Annotated in this window: 21 protein-coding genes and 3 pseudogenes; 11 read left to right on the top strand and 13 right to left on the bottom strand. The window is 36.2% G+C overall.

Features of this window, described 5'->3' with window-relative positions; all coding sequences use genetic code 11:
* Positions 1–7 precede the first annotated feature (7 nt).
* From BN999_RS09745 to BN999_RS09730, 4 genes are all read right to left on the bottom strand, one after another.
* Positions 8–586: a PepSY domain-containing protein gene (locus BN999_RS09745; protein WP_096271188.1), complete on the bottom strand. Its 579-nt coding sequence runs from the start codon at positions 584–586 to the stop codon at positions 8–10.
* 143 nt (positions 587–729) lie between these two features.
* Positions 730–1,566, bottom strand: a complete 837-nt coding sequence (locus BN999_RS09740; protein WP_255247434.1) for a CAP domain-containing protein — start codon at positions 1,564–1,566, stop codon at positions 730–732.
* A 178-nt stretch (positions 1,567–1,744) separates the two neighbouring features.
* A complete protein-coding gene (locus BN999_RS09735) occupies positions 1,745–2,698 on the bottom strand; it encodes a zinc-binding dehydrogenase (protein WP_096271187.1) in 954 nt (317 codons plus the stop codon).
* 196 nt (positions 2,699–2,894) lie between these two features.
* Entirely contained in the window at positions 2,895–3,716 is an 822-nt protein-coding gene (locus tag BN999_RS09730; protein ID WP_306419001.1) for a VLRF1 family aeRF1-type release factor, read from the bottom strand.
* A gap of 159 nt (positions 3,717–3,875) precedes the next feature.
* Here BN999_RS09730 and BN999_RS20870 point away from each other — a divergent pair.
* Together BN999_RS20870 and BN999_RS09720 are read left to right on the top strand one after the other, a co-directional pair.
* Positions 3,876–4,004 (top strand): annotated as a pseudogene (locus BN999_RS20870) (chloramphenicol acetyltransferase); the annotation flags it as partial.
* 13 nt (positions 4,005–4,017) lie between these two features.
* On the top strand, positions 4,018–4,752 hold the full coding sequence (locus BN999_RS09720; protein ID WP_096271185.1) for a hypothetical protein: 735 nt from the start codon (positions 4,018–4,020) through the stop codon (positions 4,750–4,752).
* A 188-nt stretch (positions 4,753–4,940) separates the two neighbouring features.
* On the opposite strand, the gene BN999_RS09715 is transcribed toward BN999_RS09720, so the two are convergent.
* The 6 genes from BN999_RS09715 to BN999_RS09695 all read right to left on the bottom strand — a co-directional run bounded on the left by BN999_RS09715 (position 4,941) and on the right by BN999_RS09695 (position 9,006).
* Entirely contained in the window at positions 4,941–5,156 is a 216-nt protein-coding gene (locus BN999_RS09715) for a hypothetical protein (RefSeq protein ID WP_096271184.1), read from the bottom strand.
* Between the two features lie 195 nt (positions 5,157–5,351).
* Entirely contained in the window at positions 5,352–5,975 is a 624-nt protein-coding gene (locus BN999_RS09710) for a hypothetical protein (RefSeq protein WP_141249053.1), read from the bottom strand.
* Positions 5,976–6,090: 115 nt separating this feature from the next.
* The gene (locus tag BN999_RS20605) at positions 6,091–6,246 is read right to left on the bottom strand and encodes a hypothetical protein (protein WP_217988472.1); all 156 of its coding nucleotides are present in this window, start codon (positions 6,244–6,246) and stop codon (positions 6,091–6,093) included.
* A gap of 12 nt (positions 6,247–6,258) precedes the next feature.
* On the bottom strand, positions 6,259–6,678 hold the full coding sequence (locus BN999_RS09705) for a hypothetical protein (protein ID WP_096271182.1): 420 nt from the start codon (positions 6,676–6,678) through the stop codon (positions 6,259–6,261).
* Positions 6,675–7,211, bottom strand: a complete 537-nt coding sequence (locus tag BN999_RS09700; protein ID WP_096271181.1) for a GNAT family N-acetyltransferase — start codon at positions 7,209–7,211, stop codon at positions 6,675–6,677. Before BN999_RS09700 ends, BN999_RS09705 begins: the two co-directional genes overlap by 4 nt.
* A 571-nt stretch (positions 7,212–7,782) precedes the next feature.
* Entirely contained in the window at positions 7,783–9,006 is a 1,224-nt protein-coding gene (locus tag BN999_RS09695) for an IS110 family transposase (protein WP_096271180.1), read from the bottom strand.
* A gap of 881 nt (positions 9,007–9,887) precedes the next feature.
* Here BN999_RS09695 and ltrA point away from each other — a divergent pair.
* The 6 genes from ltrA to BN999_RS09665 all read left to right on the top strand — a co-directional run bounded on the left by ltrA (position 9,888) and on the right by BN999_RS09665 (position 15,183).
* On the top strand, positions 9,888–11,150 hold the full coding sequence (gene ltrA / locus BN999_RS09690) for a group II intron reverse transcriptase/maturase (protein WP_094887488.1): 1,263 nt from the start codon (positions 9,888–9,890) through the stop codon (positions 11,148–11,150).
* Positions 11,151–11,483: 333 nt separating this feature from the next.
* A complete protein-coding gene (locus tag BN999_RS09685) occupies positions 11,484–13,337 on the top strand; it encodes a heavy metal translocating P-type ATPase (RefSeq protein WP_096271179.1) in 1,854 nt (617 codons plus the stop codon).
* A 193-nt stretch (positions 13,338–13,530) separates the two neighbouring features.
* Positions 13,531–13,764: a heavy-metal-associated domain-containing protein gene (locus BN999_RS09680; protein WP_066189340.1), complete on the top strand. Its 234-nt coding sequence runs from the start codon at positions 13,531–13,533 to the stop codon at positions 13,762–13,764.
* Between the two features lie 47 nt (positions 13,765–13,811).
* A complete protein-coding gene (locus BN999_RS09675) occupies positions 13,812–14,111 on the top strand; it encodes an iron-sulfur cluster repair di-iron protein, ric (RefSeq protein ID WP_066189342.1) in 300 nt (99 codons plus the stop codon).
* A 66-nt stretch (positions 14,112–14,177) separates the two neighbouring features.
* Entirely contained in the window at positions 14,178–14,411 is a 234-nt protein-coding gene (locus tag BN999_RS09670; protein WP_066189344.1) for a heavy-metal-associated domain-containing protein, read from the top strand.
* A gap of 64 nt (positions 14,412–14,475) precedes the next feature.
* Complete coding sequence (locus BN999_RS09665) at positions 14,476–15,183, top strand: Crp/Fnr family transcriptional regulator (RefSeq protein ID WP_066189347.1); 708 nt, start codon at positions 14,476–14,478, stop codon at positions 15,181–15,183.
* Positions 15,184–15,564: 381 nt separating this feature from the next.
* Here BN999_RS09665 and BN999_RS09660 read toward each other — a convergent pair whose 3' ends face one another.
* Entirely contained in the window at positions 15,565–16,404 is an 840-nt protein-coding gene (locus tag BN999_RS09660; protein ID WP_096271178.1) for a tyrosine-type recombinase/integrase, read from the bottom strand.
* A gap of 186 nt (positions 16,405–16,590) precedes the next feature.
* On the opposite strand from BN999_RS09660, the gene BN999_RS09655 reads away from it, so the two are divergent.
* Entirely contained in the window at positions 16,591–16,788 is a 198-nt protein-coding gene (locus BN999_RS09655; protein WP_096271177.1) for a hypothetical protein, read from the top strand.
* Between the two features lie 121 nt (positions 16,789–16,909).
* On the top strand, positions 16,910–17,248 hold the full coding sequence (locus BN999_RS09650; RefSeq protein ID WP_096271176.1) for a hypothetical protein: 339 nt from the start codon (positions 16,910–16,912) through the stop codon (positions 17,246–17,248).
* Between the two features lie 190 nt (positions 17,249–17,438).
* Here the strand turns inward: BN999_RS09650 and BN999_RS21210 are convergent.
* Positions 17,439–17,561: pseudogene (locus tag BN999_RS21210) on the bottom strand (IS110 family transposase); the annotation flags it as partial.
* Positions 17,562–17,747, bottom strand: a pseudogene (locus tag BN999_RS21305) (IS110 family transposase); the annotation flags it as partial.
* Between the two features lie 435 nt (positions 17,748–18,182).
* Here BN999_RS21305 and BN999_RS09640 point away from each other — a divergent pair.
* Positions 18,183–19,028: an AraC family transcriptional regulator gene (locus tag BN999_RS09640; protein ID WP_096271175.1), complete on the top strand. Its 846-nt coding sequence runs from the start codon at positions 18,183–18,185 to the stop codon at positions 19,026–19,028.
* Positions 19,029–19,289 lie beyond the last annotated feature (261 nt).

Raw genomic sequence — 19,289 nt, 5'->3', positions numbered from 1 at the left:
CTTTATATTAATCTATATCAATTTCTACAATTTCTCCAGACTCCGCATCAATCGTAATATCTGCTTCACCACGGTCTGTTCTAATTTCTAATTCGTACTCATATCGTCCGTCATCTTCATCTAGTTCTACTTCCATCACTTCTCCGCCGATTTCAGATACAGCAATGTCCTTCGCCACTTCTACCGAGATGATGTTTTCAATTTTTTGCTTGTTGATATTGTCATAACGGTCATCATTGTCATAACGATCATCTTTATCATCCCAATCTACACGTAATACTTCACCTGTAGTTGCATCCACATAGACATCTAAATCAGGGTTTTCAATATCTACTTCATAATACACATAACCATGTTCTCTTTCTAATTCAACACTTTCAACATATCCATCTTGCTCAGTTAGCGCAATCTCGATTGCTTTTTCAGGGGAGATTAACTCCTCTTTCTTGTTCACTACCTCGGTTTTTACACTTGCGTCATCTTTCTTAGTAGTATTTACATTATCATTTAAACTCGCTGCTGCGATAGTAGTACCACCCAATAGTAAGCCGATAGTTGCAATACCCGTAATTAATTTCTTGTTCATTTTTATTTCCTCCCTCAATTTCGTTATCTTTACTATATCCTCTAATCATTAGAGAACTCCGAGAAAAAGATTAGAATTTGATGAGAAAATTAATATGTTATTCTAATGTTTTAATTAGGCCGAGGTCCTGACCCCATGGCCTCTTACTTCCGCATAAACATCTGTGTTGCATAATGACCTTCTGAAACATGACCAACTCCAATATGGGTAAACATTTCATTTAATATATTGGCTCGGTGCCCTGGACTATTCATCCAACCTTCTACGACCGCTTCTGGTGTAGGGTAACCATAGGCAATATTTTCGCCTGCTGCTGTGTAACTTACACCAAATTGTGTCATCATATCAAATGGCGAACCGTAAGTTGGGCTTTGGTGGTCAAAATAACCAACATCAACCATATCCCGTGACTTATACCAAGCAACTTCACTTAATTTAGTATCCATTGTTAATTCTGGTAAACCGTTATTTACCCTCTCAATATTGGTTAACCGAACTACTTCATTTTCATAAGTACTAATTCCTGGATAACCTGTTGAAGGCTGTTTTGACTTTGGTGCTTCCTTTTTTTCTTCCGTCTTTGGCTTTGGTTGACTAGTATTTTCTTGTTTCTTCTGTACTACGGTTTCTTGTTTTTCTTCTTCAAGAGTTGATTCTGCTATACGACTTTTTTCCTCCTCTTCTTTCTTCAATTTTTCTTGTTCAAGCTTTTCTTTCGCTATTCTTTCCTGTTCCAGTTTCTCTTGTTCCAAACGCAATTGCTCTTCTTCTTGGCGTTTTTGTTCAGCTAACTCTTGAAATACCTTAATCCCCTTTGTACCTTCTTTTACTTCATCTCGTTGAACATCTTTTAGACTATGCTGGGAAACTAGTATTTCATCTTGACCTAGCATGTCTTTTCCAATAAAAGTATAAATTAAGATAAAAGATAAAACGGCTACTGATGCAATAGCAGCTACCAATCTTATTGACTTTTTCATTTTGAATTACCTCATTTATTATAAAATTTATGTCCTATTATAGCATAATTGATAGATTTAACTTGGGTCATGTCAGGTTTTGTTAGCTTATAGTAAAAAATCTGTAATACTTAATTCAAATAAAAAAACCTAAGGATCAGGAAGTTACATCCCATTCTTAGGTTTTAAACTTAATTTATTATTTTTCCATATTCGCTACTAATCTACCAGTTACTTTATGATCTGCTAACATTTGAAGACCTTCTGGAATTTCATCGAATGAAATTTCCGTTATGGTAGGATTTACTTTACCGCTAGCAAACAATGCATATATTTCTTCAATATCCTTTTTCGTTCCTCCATTACTTCCAACAAGTGTTGCTTGTTTTGTGATTAATGAAGTAACATTAAGCGTTGTTTCTAGTTTACCCATTCCAACAAGAACTACTTTACCTTGGAATGCCACAGATTCCAATGCTTCCCTTGTTGTTACATCAAATCCAGCATAGTCAACGATAACTTCTGGTTCGAATTGAGCTATGTCTTTTACATTTTCATAGACTCCAGCTGCACCAAGTTTTTCAGCTAGTTCACGTGCTTTCGGGTTTAAATCTACAGCATAAACAGTAGCCCCTATTGCAATAGCTGCTTCTAAAGCTATTTGACCTAATCCGCCAATTCCGATCATACCAACTGTCATCCCTGGTTTAATTCCACCTTTTGTAAAAGCAGCATGATAAGAAGTCATTCCAGCATCCGTACCTGCAGCTGCTTGAGCAAATGAAACACCATCAGGAATCTTAACTAAGTCTTCAGCAGGTGCAAGAACTTTTGTACCAAAGCCCCCGTCATATGCATACCCTGGCGCCGTTTTGCTTGGACCAGTAGGGCAAACAGCTACTTTATCACCAACTTGATATTCTGTTACACCTTCCCCAACTTGACTTATTACACCAGCAACTTCATGTCCCATAATTACCGGTAGTTCTCCAAGTAATGCTTTCCATCCTGGATCTTTTAAAACACCAACATCAGAGTGGCAAAGGCCTGCTACCTTCGTGTCAATTACAACTTTTCCAGCTTCCACCTTAGGATCTTCTTTTTCTACTAATTGTAATGGTTCATTTGTTTCAACAAATTGCCAACCTTTCATGATGAATCCTCCTTATGTTTACATAACAACTACACTGCTAATTGCATCTAGGTGTATGTCTTGTTTATCTATCCTTTGATTGAAAAGGGTTACAATTAAATTGTAGACCCTTTATTTTTATAATCCAACCATCATTATTAAATGAACCATCTATTAGATAGGCAAATTAGATGAATTTGTCTATAAATTACCATACCTATTGCTTAATTGAACCGAGAAACCTGTCCCCTTGGACCATTTCAATAACTCTCCTCTCATTATGATCCAACATATTTTTATCAACAACACCGGTCACAGGTTTATTCATATTATCTATCAAATCCTGCGCTTCCTTTTTATCCCCAACTAGATAAATAGAATCCCACTGCTTGTCCTTTGCTAACTTATCTAGCTTGGATGCAAAGGTCTTATACAAACGGGAACGATTTGCCTCAAAGCGTTGCTCTAGCTTATCTGGTCTCAATTCACCATTAAATTCGATTGCTTCCTGCTCATTCTGAGAACTGGTTAGTTCCTTCCAATCTTCTGTTATTAGGTCTAACATAAACCGCTTAGTATCTAAGACACTTCCTAGTTCTGAATCAATTATTTTAATTGATTCTTTCTGGGTTAAGATGATCCCCGTTTTTGGAAACTGTTCATACATTTGACTGAGTTGGTCCACTTTTGCTGTTTCTTCCCAATAAAAGTATGTTTCCACAGGCATCTGAAAACGTTCTGCAAACCAAACCTCTTCATCAGCAGTAGCAAATATCACAATACTTTTGGATAAATTTAACTCATTATCTTGAACATATTGTTCAACTTTATCTTTAACTATCTTAAAATTCTTTTTCTCTTCAGAATCTCCATCTGCTTTTAAGTAACTTTCAAAATTATTCATTCCATTTTTCAAATGAATCTTCCAATCACCCACCTGCTGTTCTGGACCAGATGGATCGGTATTCAAATACATACTAAACACTCGGTGAGGCTTTTCCCTATATACACTTTTTAACTTTGCGATTAATCTTTTCATGTCCATGTATGGTATCCTCTCCTTTTGTAATCTATCAATCTATTAGTCTATAACCTGAAATAGAAGGAGATAAACATTAGAACCAGATAGATTCCAAATTTGTTAAACATCTTTAACATGGTAATATATAGGTAATATTGGTAGTTTTAGGAGGTAATTATGGCAGTAATTTGTTTAGAAGGTGCAAGTGCAGTTGGAAAAACAACTACTTGTAATGCGATTGCTAGAATTACGAATGCATATATTATTTCGGAAGTAAATCTTTTATTCGAGCGCCCTAAACACGAGAGGTGAAATAATCATGATTAACAGAATACTAATCTTTTCAATCGGAGCAATTTTACTTATAACGTCCCTACCCCTAGGCTCAAAAATGTTCATGGAACTTATTCATGATCAACGAATGAGCGCCAACTATAAGATAAAAAATGTAAACGACGGATTCCCTCCAACGAATTCGACCTATCGTTATAAAGACTGGGTTATAGAGGTAGAAGAAACGTTAAAAGATGAGGAGCACTACATAGACCCATGGAAGTATAAAATTAGTATCGCAGATTTATCAATCATAATAGATAGTAAGAAAGTAGATACCTTGAAAGATTATCCAGTTAGGGTGGAGGAAAAAGGATTAAATCGTTACTATGGCGAGATTGCTTACTTAACCTTAGAAGATAGGAAAAAAGATGAAAAACAGTTCATTGTACTTTTGAAAAAAACAAGAGAATTACCAAAAGAGATGCCAAACGGGGATATAGTTGATTGGGCTCCTGACGAGAAATTAAACTATACCCAATATATCTTAGACGAAGAAGGTAATCTAACTAATCAATCCTTTAGTTTTATAGACCGTGATGCGTTACAAACGGAACTACTGAATGCTGGTTTCGTGGTTCCTTATCGGATTGGATATTATACTGATGCTTGGGAGGGTTATCCTTCATTAGTTTTCCCTTTTCTTTTTCCATTTTCAACATTGGCAATTGGATTAATTTTGATCATTCTATTTTTCCCTGGTAGGAAAAGAAAGAACTAGTGTAGGACATTAACGGGTTCCATTATGAGGTGCGCCGAGCTAAATCTGTTGATAATTCGCAAAGGAATTCTCAGCCTAAATCACAAGGAAATCACATTATAATTCACAAGAAAAGGAACTTGAAAAATCAAGTTCCTTTGTTAATTGGACAATATTTTTTTATTGAACTAAAGCACCCGTTAAGGACATTATCCTTTTTTATTTTTACGCCGTTTATCATAAGCAAGTAGGATAAAAAGAAGTCCTATAAAATATAGAAGGTAGAAAATAGAGTCTATCCAACTAGTAATAGTTACCTTAAAAATAAATCCAATTACCACAACAAATAGAATTGCGATTAATTGTAAGGCCAGGCCAATAAATAATAATGTCTTACTTGGTAATGCCTTTATGTTATCTATCACAATCTGTTCCTCCATTTTCACGTAAGCTTCGATAAATAAGTAGCTTGATATACATTATACCTTAATTAGCTCTATTCTTTTTTAAACAATTCATAGGCATGGTATTAGGTGGAGCTATAGGCCCTAAGCTTGTTTCATACAGTAATACTTGAAGAAGATAATTTGTTAGTCTTAGCAAATTATCTTTTTTCCAAATCAATACCACTCAACAAAACTTCCCAATTCAATAAGGATTCCATCCTCCTCAAACCGATGATACTTATAAGGAATATCTCTCAATCTCTTGTATTTTTCATTCCAAATAATACTTATTAAAGGAATTCTCTCACTTAGAAAAAAATCTGGGGACAGATTTTCATACCGATAACAATTGTTTGGATAGAGTTCCTCACACCCAAATAATTCAAGGATACTTCCCAGCATTGATATTGTACCAACTTTAAATTTATAAACACGATACAACTCTTTTAAAAAATCAGTAAAGTCTGCAGATTCTTCACTCTTTATACCGAGTTGATTCCATTCCGGTACATCATCCTTAGCTCCATAAAAACAAATATCAACCAATAGCGAATCCGGCGAAACCACTTCAAAACATAACAAAGCCTTACGCTTCCTAGATAAATGGACATATCCCCTTAACTCTATGGAGTGTAGAATAATAGATTGAGGAGCTTCCATATCAAAAGGATAACCTCGATCAAAACTATCAATCATTTCATCAACATTTTCGTCAACAATCTCAACTCTATTCGTAAGTGTCGATAACCTATCTATAATGCCTTGAATTGTTTGCTTTTTATTTTCTTTCAGTTCCACCAAGAAACTAACTTCTAGGAAAGGCCCTCCTTTTATCCACTGGGACGACTCCAATTAAAATACCTCCAATACTTAAATGCTTGTATTCTATCTAACTTATGAAAATATTGGCTTGTTATCGCTTCTCAACAAATAACAAAATTAGTGTTGCCAATGGCCCTAATACAAGTGAAAGTAAAAACCAGTTTAATCCTGTCCTATTCTTCCCTTGTGCAAGTCCAGCATTAATTAATGCCAGAGTACCCCAACCAACAAAATATTGTTCATCCATCATTTGGCCTCCTCATTTCTCCAACGCTTCCCCTGTTAAAATCTCAAACAAATCTGCTGAATCTTGCTTTGATAATTTTACATATTTACCGGTATCCCTAACGATCTCTAGATTTTCACCAAGTGGGCTAATCCATAGTAAATAGGACGCAATTTTGTCTTCATTACCACTTCTATTCTTGAATGGAAATTGAAATTGGTAGTCTGCATAGCCTGCCATTTCTACTTTTACATTATCCCAATCAGCTTGTTTAACAATATCTATTGCCTTTTTCACCTGCTGTTTTTGGGTGACTTCTTTATAGTCTTCAAAGATATTTTCTTCACCCGTCCGTTTTTGCACCGTTATTTTTTGTCCATTCAATGCATTTACACACCCCGAGGTAACGAACAAAACAACTAGTAAAGATAATAACAGTACGATTACTCTCACTCTTTTACCCCCTCGTATTTTTCACTCCATTCCTCTTCTAAGATTGCATAATAATACTCATCCCACCATTTATTTCCTTGAGGTATACACTTCTTGAAAAAACCTTCTCTTCTCATACCAACCTTCTCCATCACTCGATAGGATCCAATATTCTCAGGTTGACACGTAGCTATAATTCTATGTAATCCCATAGTCTCGAAACCATATTTTAAAATAGATAATGCCGCTTCCGATGCATACCCTTTATTATAATAATTAGGATTTAACACCCAACCTATCTCATAGGTATGATCACCAAAATACTTATGGAACACAATGTGACCAATCAATCTCTGGTCTTCTTTTATCAACACAGGGAAGTATTTAGCATCATCATGACTGTTTTCCATTACAAATTTCTTTGCATCTTCAACCGAGAAAACATCCTCTGGTAGATATTCCATAACACGGGAATCAGATGTATACTCATAGACATGTTGCCAATCGTTATATGTGAATTTTCGTATTACTAATCTTTCTGTTGTAATGTTCATTTCGTTCACTCCTATCATGTTCCAAATGTTGAATTAGACATAGCTCATCAATTAGCCCCTGCTATTTTCAGTAACTCTAGGATCTTTATCTGAAATAACATCCATTCCACTTATATAAATTCGACAAAAAAGGTGCTACTCCTTCTTAAAGGATTGCACCCGTTAGAGCAGTAAGATTTTCCCGCATTTAACTTACTGTTTTTTATAGTAAACGGTTCCGTTATGAGGTACAAAATCACATTTAGCAACGAAAATATAACTTTAAATAAAGCACATCTTAAAGGGTAAAAATTTAGCTAAATAGACGTATTAATAACATTGGTTTCGTCATAGTATTTGACGGAACCTTTTATTGTACTATTTGTTTTAAACTTTCAAATAAATACTCTAAATATAGTTCTCCCTATGCTAAGATATAAATAGATTGTGAAGAAATGTTCTTAAACTACCATGAAAATTAACTTCTGTAGAATCGGTAAAAAGGCAATACTAAAGTAGACGCAGCTCATTCATTTTTAAAAAAAGAGGAGTGCGCTTTAATTCAGGGATCCATTTGTGGAAAATGAATGGATTAAGAAGCTTCTTGTTCAATTAACGTAACTGTATAACCTAAACTTTCTAATCTACGTAAAGAGTGTCGAAGAATGGATTGCTTTTTCTGTTTATCGAAATAATCCACACCAAGGTCTACATACATTTCTTCACGGGTTAACAGATAATATGCAGTACGTAGAATGGAATGTGCGACTACAATGCCAGCACGTTTTTTACCCTTTCGTGCTGCTGTTCGTCGATAGAGTTCACCAAGATAGTTTTTAGATCCTCTTACTGAATGGGCTGCTTCAATTAAAGCTGATTTCAGATATTTGTTTCCATTTTTAGTCTTAGACTTTTTTCTTTTTCCCGCACTCTCGTTGTTTCCAGGAACCAGTCCAGCCCAGGAACACATTAGGGATGCACTAGGAAATTGATTCTTAATATCTGTTCCAAGTTCAGCTAGCATTTGTTCAGCCATGCGCGTTGCGATACCTGGAATGGAATCTAATCTATCAATATCATCTTGGTAATCACTTACTCTACTAGCTACTTCTTGATCTAACATTTCTACTTGCTCCGTTAAGAAATCAATATGCTTTAAGATTGTTCTTAACATAAGTCGTTGATGTTCACTGATATATCCTTTTAGCGCTAGTTTTAGTTCATCTTTTTTCTTTTTCATAGTTCGTCGAGCGAAGTTTGCTAGAATTTCAGGATTTTCTTCGCCGTTGGCGATAGCGTTAAGCATATCCCGAGCTGAAACACCCATGATGTCTGATACAACGGAACCAAGTTTGATGTTGGCACCTTCTAACACTTTCTGAATTCGATTATGTTGTCTGGCGCGCTCTTCGATTATGCTTCGACGGTAACGAACAAGTTCACGCAACTCACGTTGCTCTCGGTCCGGAATGTAACTTGCATTTAGTAATCCATGGCGGAGAAGCTTTGCGATCCATTCTGCATCTTTAACATCAGTCTTTCTTCCGGGAACAGACTTGATGTGTTGTGCATTTACAACTAGAAACTCAATGTCTTCTGCCTCAAGTATGTTGACAATAGGTTTCCAATAAACACTTGTACTTTCCATGGCAACATGTGTACACCTATGTTCCTTAACCCAGTCAACCAATTCTATTAAGTAGATTGTTTTGGTTGAGAATGTTTTGATCTCCTTTCCTTCCGGGGTAATGATACATGCAGTAATGTTGTCTTTATGGACATCCATACCACACGCTCTTTCAATGATTACATCCACTGAAAAAACATCCTTTCTACGGCATATATTATTGGAGGCTGGTGCAACAACCAGAATAGGGATTAATCTACCATGAGTGCTTCCCGAAAGGGAGCGACAGTCAGTGGTGCACCGTGGTCGAAGGAGTCAGACTAACGGATGGGCTCTCACGCACCATAGTTGATCGACCTTCCTCATCCAGCCGTAGAATCAGTATAGCCAGACTAAATACATTTTCATTCTCTGTGGTGTGGCGTTGGTCTTGCGCTACATGAGTGACTAACGGGGCAGTTTAGTTGAAGAAGAAAAATTAAATATTAAGATAAAAACGCTCAGAATATTTTCTGAGCGTTTTAGTGTGTGCCAGGCATGCACACATTCTTTAGGGTTGAAGTCCCGAGCCACGAAGGCAGTAGTAGTGGTTAGCTTAAGACAAGGGTGTCTGGGGCGACCCAGAATCTGAAGGAAGTCGGCGGCAAATCTCCGCCCTTAGGAACACGAACTTCATCAGGCTAGGTATACTTGGGTGAGGTTGCATTACAAACTAAAACCCTTACTGCCAAAGGGTATACAAAGTAAATGAAGTGGGGACATGGAGAGGAAGAATGTGTGCTTACCCTGGGAGGTCTGATAGAAATGCGGTGCACACGCCGTAACCGAACATGTAAGTGTTCGCTGAACTATCAGAAGTCAGCCGAAGCCGTAGTACTAGATATTTCTAGGATATCTAGGAAGGGCTGAATCATTTAAGAAGAATTGTCGCTTTGCGTACGCAAAACTTGATGAAGCAGAAACATGTAAACCTTCCTAGTGGAGGAAACGGTGAATCCCGCGGGGGACATTAGAAGGGCTGAAAGTTATTGCCACACAAGAAGAAGGAACAATTCACGTAGGAGTAAGATATCATGTTGGAAAGAATTCTATCACGGGAAAACCTAATACTCGCACTTAAACGTGTTGAGCGAAATAAAGGAAGTCATGGTGTGGATGAGATGCCTGTACAAAACCTACGAGCGCATATCATGGAACACTGGACTTCCATTCGAGGACAACTCGAAGAAGGTACCTACTATCCTCAACCCGTTCGTCGTGTCGAAATCCCGAAACCAAACGGCGGAATGAGGAAGCTAGGAATTCCTACCGTGTTAGACCGATTCATCCAACAAGCAATCGCACAGGTTCTTACAACCATTTATGACCCAACCTTCTCAGAGCACAGTTATGGTTTTCGTCCAAATAGACGAGGCCACGACGCAGTAAGAGAAGCAAGAAGCTATATCAAAGATGGCTATCGGTGGGTTATCGATATGGATTTAGAGAAATTCTTTGATAAAGTACATCACGACAGATTAATGCGAACGTTGAGCCAACGAGTCAAAGACGCGAGAGTGCTTAAACTGATTCGCAGATATCTCCAAGCTGGTATTATGGACGGTGGGATTGTACAGCCGAACATGGAAGGAGCACCTCAAGGTGGACCATTAAGTCCACTACTTTCTAATATTGTTTTAGATGAACTAGACAAGGAATTAGAGAAAAGAGGACTTCGCTTCGTCCGTTATGCGGATGACTGTAATATCTATGTCCGTTCCAGGAGAGCTGGTTTACGAGTGATGAAAAGTATTACTGAATTTATCGAAGGAAAACTAAAGTTAAAAGTAAATGAACAGAAAAGTGCAGTAGACCGCCCATGGAAACGTAAATTCCTTGGATTTTCTTTCACTTTCCATAAGGTGAACCCAAAGATTCGGGTCTCTAAAGAGAGTATCAAACGGTTTAAACACCGTGTCAGAGAACTAACCTCCAGAAAGAGATCTATGAATATGAGGGATAGAATCGAAAAGCTAAATCGATATTTAGTAGGCTGGCTTGGTTATTATCAGCTAGCAGAAACACCTACCATATTTGAAGCTCTAGATGGCTGGATAAGAAGAAGACTTCGAATGATACGCTGGAAGGAATGGAAGAAAGTCAAAACAAAATACAAGAATCTCATGAAACTTGGAATTAAGAAAGGAAAAGCGTGGGAATGGGCAAATTCAAGGAAGGCATATTGGCGTATAGCCAAGAGCCCCATCTTGTCTAGAGCCCTTGGCAACCAATATTGGTTAGAGCAAGGGTTGAAGAGTCTATCCAAGCGATATCAGACCATGCGTTGGACCTAAATGAAACCGCCGTATACGGAACCGTACGTACGGTGGTGTGAGAGGTCGGGGGTTAGTCACCCCCTCCTACTCGATTTGCAGTTTATAATGCTTTTCTAAAGCCTGCTGAATAAAGAATGTACAATATAATGATTTTTTTTGATTGTATGTTCGAAAATATATAAGAGTTATTCAGTTATTCAGTAAAACAGTTGGATTTGTGTTGCTGTTCTTTTATAATTTTTCACTTTTACAATAGAACTTGATCCTAATCAATTTTTATTTCATAGAAACATCCTATACTAGAGTCATCAACAAGGAATACAAATGAAAATGAAATTGGAGGGAATCAACATGCAAAGATATATATTAAGTAAAAAGAATTCCATTACACTGATCAGTGCAATTTTGATTGCACTTGCATTCTTCGGACGATTTTCCTTAGACAACATGGCCATTTTCAATTGGTCGCTCATCATTGCATCTATTCTTGGTGTAGCACCAATTGCGATTCAAGCCTTTCAGGCATTAAAAGTAAAAGTTGTCAGTATTGATGTTTTAGTTACCATTGCAGTAATTGGGGCAGTATTGATTCAAAATTATGAGGAATCAGCCATCGTTACTTTCTTATTCTTATTTGGTTCTTACTTGGAGCAACGTACCTTGAACAAAACACGTTCTGCCATTAAAGAATTAACAGAGCTGGCACCAGAAAGTGCTTTAAAGCAAATGGAAAATGGAGAATTTGAAGAAGTTGATGTCGATGATGTAGATGAAGGTGACATTTTATTAGTCAAAACGGGTGCAAAAGTCCCCGTAGATGGAACCGTGTTAACAGGTGAAGGTCACATCAATGAAGCAAGTATTACCGGAGAGTCTGTTCCAGTAAGCAAAAGGGTCGATTCTGAAGTATTTGCGGGAACAATCTTAGAAAATGGAACGATTCAAATTCGATCTGACCGTGTAGGGGAAGATACAACATTTGGTAGAATTATCGAATTAGTGGAAGAAGCACAGGATTCCAAATCAGAAGCAGAGCGGTTTATTGATCGATTCTCTAAATATTATACACCAGCTGTTTTAGTCCTTGGTTTTATTGTTTGGCTATTCTCAAAAGATATTGAACTAGCTATCACGATTCTTGTTTTAGGATGTCCAGGTGCATTAGTTATCGGGGTTCCTGTATCCAACGTTGCCGGTATCGGAAACGGTGCACGTAATGGTGTCCTCCTAAAAGGTAGTGAAGTTATCAATGACTTTAGCAGAGTAGATACTATCGTTTTTGATAAAACGGGAACATTGACAGTAGGAAACCCTGAAGTTGCCGAAAAAGAATTTTACGGCAACAACACTGAAGAAATTCTAGGATACTTAGCAAGTGTGGAGCGCGAATCGGACCACCCACTAGCAAAAGCTGTCTTACAGGATATTGGCGAGACAACTTTCTATACTGTTGAAGAAACCGAAGTCGTTAAAGGTGGCGGAATTGTAGCAAAAATAGGTGTTCATCGTATAGCCGTTGGTAACGTAGCTTTAATGGAAAAAGAAAATGTGAAATTAAGCGAAAAAGCTAAAAAAGACGTCGAACGCTTTGAGAGAAATGGGAATTCTCTTGTGTTAACTGCGGTTGACGGAGAATTAAAAGTTCTGATGGGTATTCGGGATCAAATCCGTCCAGGTGTTAAAAAAGATCTTCAAAACCTAAAAAAACTTGGAGTCAAAAACCTAGTCGTTCTTTCAGGGGACAACCAAGGAACCGTAGATTTAGTTGCTCGAGAACTTGGATTAACAGAAGCACACGGTCATATGCTTCCAGAAGGAAAATCCGCATATATTGAAAAAATGCAAGCAAAAGGCCAACTCATTGCCTTTGTCGGTGACGGAGTGAATGATAGTCCTTCATTAGCCTTAGCAGATATCGGAATCGCAATGGGAAGTGGAACAGATGTTGCAATTGAAACATCGGATGTCGTTTTAATGAATTCTGACTTTAGTCGTTTACCACACGCATTAGGCTTAACAAAATTAACTTCAAGAAACATGAAACAGAACATCACCATAGCAGTTGGTGTGGTATTAGTCTTACTTGCTAGCCTACTATTTAGTGAATGGATGAATATGTCAATCGGGATGTTGGTTCACGAAGCAAGTATCTTAGTAGTCATCTTGAATGGTATGAGATTGCTTCGATACCGTTTGAGAGGATAAATTTAATAGAAAGCGGTCTTGACGAATGATAAAGGGGAAGTATTCAGGTAGGAAGAACAAAATACTCCCCTACTTTTTTCTTAAAACTTGATTTGCGTCAATTTCATTTCGTTGAACCTCAGCTATACTTAAATTGTAAAGAAGAAGAGGGAAAACAAAAAAGTCAAAGATAAGATGAAAGGAGAAATAATTCATGCAAAAAGCAGTTATTCAATTAGAAACATTATCTTGTCCATCTTGTATGCAAAAGATTGAAAATGCGGTGAAAGGATTAAATGGGGTTAATCAAGATAGCTTAAAAGTATTATTCAATGCCAGTAAAGTAAAAGTAGATTTTGATTCAGAAACGATCACCGTTAACGATATCAAAAAGGCAATTGAAGACTTAGGATATCCCGTTGTTAAATCAAAAGTAAAATCTGCCTAAGACAAACACACATAACAAAAATTATATATAGAAAGAGGGAAATAATAATGTCTGAACAAACATTTAACGAAGTAATAACAAACCATTTTGAAAAACTGGATTTATACACTACTGCGATTACACGGGCCCATGGTAAGAACCATCCAGAAGCCTTTGAAGTACGTGAACTATTTGAAAAACTCAGTAAAAAGGTAAAAGATGCTGGTGCAAACAAACCAGACTTGGATGTTGAATTTGCTCAGTTACGAAAAATCACAGACAACTACGCCATTCCTGGAGATGTATGTGAAACATATGCAGGCACCTACGAAATGTTATCAGAAGTAGACAAAGCATATCAGGCTTAAAAGTAACCCAAAAACAAAAGAATAAATTGGTTTACGGTCGTTAAAAAATGAAGGGAGAAATGATTTATGCAAAAAGCAACGATTCAATTAGAAACCTTATCTTGCCCATCTTGTCTCCAAAAGATTGAAAATGCGGTGAAAGGAATAAACGGTGTGAATCAAGATAGCTTGAAGGTAATGTTCAATGCTAGTAAAGTAAAAGTAGATTTTGATTCAGAAGCAGTCGTTATTAACGATATCGAAGAGGCAATTGAAGACTTAGGATATCCTGTTGTCAAATCAAAGGTAAAACCTGCTTAATCGAGTGAATAGAAAGGAAGCCTAAGATGCCCTCTTAGGCTTTTTATAAAAAGGAGAGGTTATTTTGGAACAAAACCAATGTTGTCATCACCAACATGGACATGCAGAATGTATTCGTATTGTTCCCATTTTCAACCATCTGGAAGACTCACAAATGGATTTGATTGCGGAATCTGCCAAGACACTTCATCTACAAAAAGGGGAAATGTTATTCCGTGCAGGTGAGAAAGATGATACCTTATATATTATCAATTCAGGTAAGGCTCGGATTTACCGCTTATCGGATTCTGGAAAAGAACAACTTGTTCGCATTTTAAATCCCGGTGATTTTACAGGTGAAGTCGCCATTTTCCAACCTGGAAGTATTCATGAGAACTATGCGGAAGCACTACAAAATACATCCATTTGTTTAATTAAACGAGAGGATTTACAAGAGTATTTGGTGGAATATCCGCAGATCTCATTAAAAATACTGTCAGAAGTAACGATGCGTTTGAAGGATTCTGAAAAACAAACCACACAAGTAGCGATTGAAAATGTAGAAACCCGCATTATATCCTTTTTAGCTGAGAATGTTGAAAAGGGAAGTGGCAATAGTCCAACGATTATCTTACCAATGTCCAAAAAGGATTTAGCCTCGTATCTTGGTACCACACCAGAAACAATCAGCCGTAAATTTACTACTCTAGAAGAACTTGGATTGATTAAACAGTTACCGAAAAAGAAAATTAAAATAATGGATTTAGATCAATTGTTACTTCATACTGAATAAATATAAGAGAGTAGCGTGCCATCATCTAACGGGTTAAGTTTAATAGTACAAAACATAAAATAACAAACCTTTTAGCAATCCAATTAGCATATAAAATGGATTGCTAATTTTTGTTGGTTTAACAATGTCTATCTACAAAAAAGAAAGAAAAATGGCTCCTTATTTGGCACTTATTTTACCAAGATAACATAATTTTGTGTCAACTTCATTATTTAGCAGAACAACTCCCTAATAACTTAGCGAATTCCTCTGATAAATAGCTAAGGAATTGGAAATTTATGTTAAAATTATAATTTGGATTGTGAATTAGTGTACTTAAAGTAAAGGGTGCAATAGTTTAAAAGAGCAACGCTGATACAATCTGCGCTGCTCTTCATTACTCTAGAAATACTTCCTATAAAACTCTTGTCTTAGTCTACCACTTAGTTCTGCATAAATCCTTGTAGTTTCACTTTTTTCGTGACCTAAAAGGCTTTGAATAACTTCTAATGGTGCGCCATTATTTAATAGGTGTGTTGCGTAACTATGCCTTAACTGGTGAGGGTGAATTGTTTTATTTATCCCTGCTCGTTTGGAAATACGTTTAATTATATACCTCATTTGAGCAATACTCATTCTATGTGGAGAGCGTTCTGTAACAAATATTGCTGGATCGTTATCAACTCTGCTATCTAGATATTTCTTAAGCCAAATATCACAACGTATATTAAAGTACACTTCTCGTTCCTTATCTCCTTTACCGCGAACAATAGCAGATTGATTTCCCCAATTAATACTATTTCGATCCAACGAAACAATTTCTCCTATTCGACAACCAGTTGAAAACATAAATTCAAATAAGGCTTTTTCCATTGGAGAGAAGCACGCATCCCTTAAATATTCTATTTCTCTTTCAGTAAGGAACTTTGGAATCCGTTTACCAACTCTCGGTTCCTTTATTTTACTAGCAGGATTTAACTCAATAATACCTTCCTCGTGTGACCATCGAAATAAGGAACGTATAAATCTAATACGATGTGACAAACTTGATGGCTTTAAATTATTACTTGATTCAGCTAAATAATTCTTCAGTTGTAGGGTTGTTATATTACTAATATTGATATTTCCAAAGTAATTAATAAGTAGCTTTGCTTGAAGCTTATAGGCATTTAATGTTTGTGCGGAAAAACCCTCAATTTTCTTATCTGCCTCATAAGTCTTTGCAGCATCCGATAATAACATAATTGCTCACTCCCAAAAATATTATTATCAACATCATTTCCAGATGGTTGAATAAAATAAGTTTTTTAAATATTCGGGTGAATCGAATGGAAGTTAATGTTAAAATAATAATATGTTAATGAACTAAAGGATAAGGTTAAAGCAATAAGGACTATTTGTAGTTATGTATGAAGGAGTGGTACCACTATGTTTAGGGAAAGTATCAAATTTCCTATACTATATTTTCTAGCATCTATTACTTGGCAGTTAATTGTAGATAAAGAAGTTAAGTGGTTTGATAATATAGGGATTTGTTTTGTGATGTTCTTGCTTATTCTATTTTATAATTGGTCAAAAATACCATATAAATGGAAGAAAGACAATGATCAAGATAACGAGAATTAAAAGGTTTTTCAAAAAGGGATTTGTTATTAAAGGGTGCTTTAACGAAAAAAGTGTTTATGCAAAATCTAACACCTATTATGCTAATGGGGCGGAATAAGTCAAGAAGGAGGAAAGGTAATCTATGAAAAGAAAACGAATTAAAATCTTCATCTTCGCTTTAATTATATTACTTTTTCTAACCTTATCATTATCAAGACCTTCTCTCGAGACTTTTAATAAGTGGTTAGTGAATAAATATAATATAGAGTGTATTGGAGATAATTGTTTATATGAAAATTCGGAGGGAATAGTTGTACACAGAACTATAGACGATTATATTTTGATAAATAAGATGGGCATTATCCTTGAAGATGAAGAAGGGCATAGAACACTAATTGAGGGAATAGGGGTTTTGGGAACCTTCATTCCATTTACATTCAATCCAGGATATAGTCCGTTAATCGATATTTACAAATATTAAATTTCTATAAATGCTTCCTCTGTTTTATTGTATAGAACGCTTGGGTTATTCAAGTAAACCAGCTAATAGTTGTCAATATTTTTCTCTAAAAATCTAAAATAGCTTATGATATACTAAATTTGCGCATGCCAAATAACCCTCCTGTAATCTCGAATTGGAAGGTTTTGGGGTATTTGGTTAATTTGTTTATTTAAGCAATATCTTGGAAGGTAGTATTACTTTTCAATAATGCGTAAATCCAATGTAATAACTTGTTTGCACATGCAATTATGGCTACTTTATAAGGTTTTCCTTCATCTCGCTTTTTATCATAATCTAGTACGACTGGAGGTCGTACCCCAGTATTATTCTCAATATCAATTAAAAAGTGACGCAATTTATCTAGACCTTCCAAGGTATGCGGTACTTTAAAACTAGCTTTATAAGGCTTCTTCTTATCTAGGAAACCTTGAATCTGACTTTCTCCTTTCGCTACATCTAGACCTACTACTGGATTCATGAACTATCTCCTCCTAAGAAGTATTTGCCGGTACCCCTAATCCTTCTTGTAGTATCACAGCTTCGCTTGTTATACGGGATCCTTGTCCCAACCAGCCTCAATCATGTTTCTACAAGTAGGGGGCGAACAGTTTAGCTGACGGGATCAAGTCCCACGGGTGCTTCCGTTCTACCCCGGCTACAATGTAAATGATAAGACCATATAAAAAATGGTCAACCAGTAATTTCTGGTTAACCTTATAATACGAACGGGTGCTTTAGTTTAACATGATCAAACGCTTATTGTGCTAACTGGGCAGATTAGCATTAGAAGGAAATTTCCCAAAGTAATAAAATCCAATCAATGGTACGGAAATAATCCGATTTATTTGTGCATGAAATGTCGGACAAATAAATACCTTTTCCTGTAAAATAAATAAGAGGAAGGGGAGAAAAAATGGATTGGATAGATAGAATGAATAGTGCTTTGGATTATATTGAAAACAATCTAGAGGACGATATAAATAATAAAAAAATTGCACAAATAGCTCATTGTTCCGAGTATCACTTTCCAAGGATGTTTTCATCTATTTCGGGAATATCTCTATCTGAATATATCAGACGGAGACGCTTAACGCTTGCTGCATTTGATATTCAAAAAAGTGACATTCGAATTATAGACGTAGCCAATAAATATGGCTATGAGTCTGCTGATTCTTTTTCCCGTGCTTTTCAAAAGATACATGGAATCAAACTATCGGAAGCTCGTAATGAAGGGGTGCATTTGAAAGCCTTTCCAAGAATCGTTTTTCAAATTTCGATAAAAGGGGATACCGAAATGGAGTATCGGATTGAGAATCTTGATTTTGATTTAAAAGTTATAGGAAAAGGTAATGTAGTTAAAACAAGTAGAGCCTTTAAAACAATTCCTACACTATGGAGCAGTGCCAAAAAAGATGGATTTATGAAACAATTGATTGATATGTCTTGGGAAGAACCAAAATGCACACTTGAAAGTCTTTTAGGCGTTTGTGGAAAAGAGGCAGCCATTATGGATGAAGAATTTACATACTTTATGGGTGTCCGATATGATAAAGAGGTGCCGAGTGAAATGGAAACGTTAATTATTACTCACCGAACTTGGGCTGTTTTTCCAGGAATAACGAATGCATGGAAGCGATTATACACAGAGTGGGTTCCAACTTCTAGATATGAACTTGCTGATATCCCTTGTATCGAATGTTATTATCCACCTAAACATAAACCGAGAAACGAACTGTGGGTTCCTGTAATTCCTAAATAACTACATATTGTTATTAAGGAAATTAAACGTACAAGAAGGGAGCATCCAGCAAATTTGGAGTCCCTTTTTTTATTCCATTTCCGCATTATTATTCTATTACTCAAATAAGCAAGTAAGATTGTGAATTAATGTACTTAAGCTAACGGGTGCAATAGTGATACAAGGTGATCCGATTGGTATCGCCTTTTTCTTGTGGTTAAATTCTTAATCTTATTTTTGGAATATTACGTTAGTGTTTAGATGGAAATTATTATGCTACGG

Source organism: Paucisalibacillus globulus, assembly GCF_900184735.1.
GTDB classification, from domain to species: domain Bacteria; phylum Bacillota; class Bacilli; order Bacillales; family Amphibacillaceae; genus Ornithinibacillus; species Ornithinibacillus globulus_B.
Note: the sequence above shows the minus strand (reverse complement) of the source record. Positions and strands in the feature narration are given on the sequence as shown.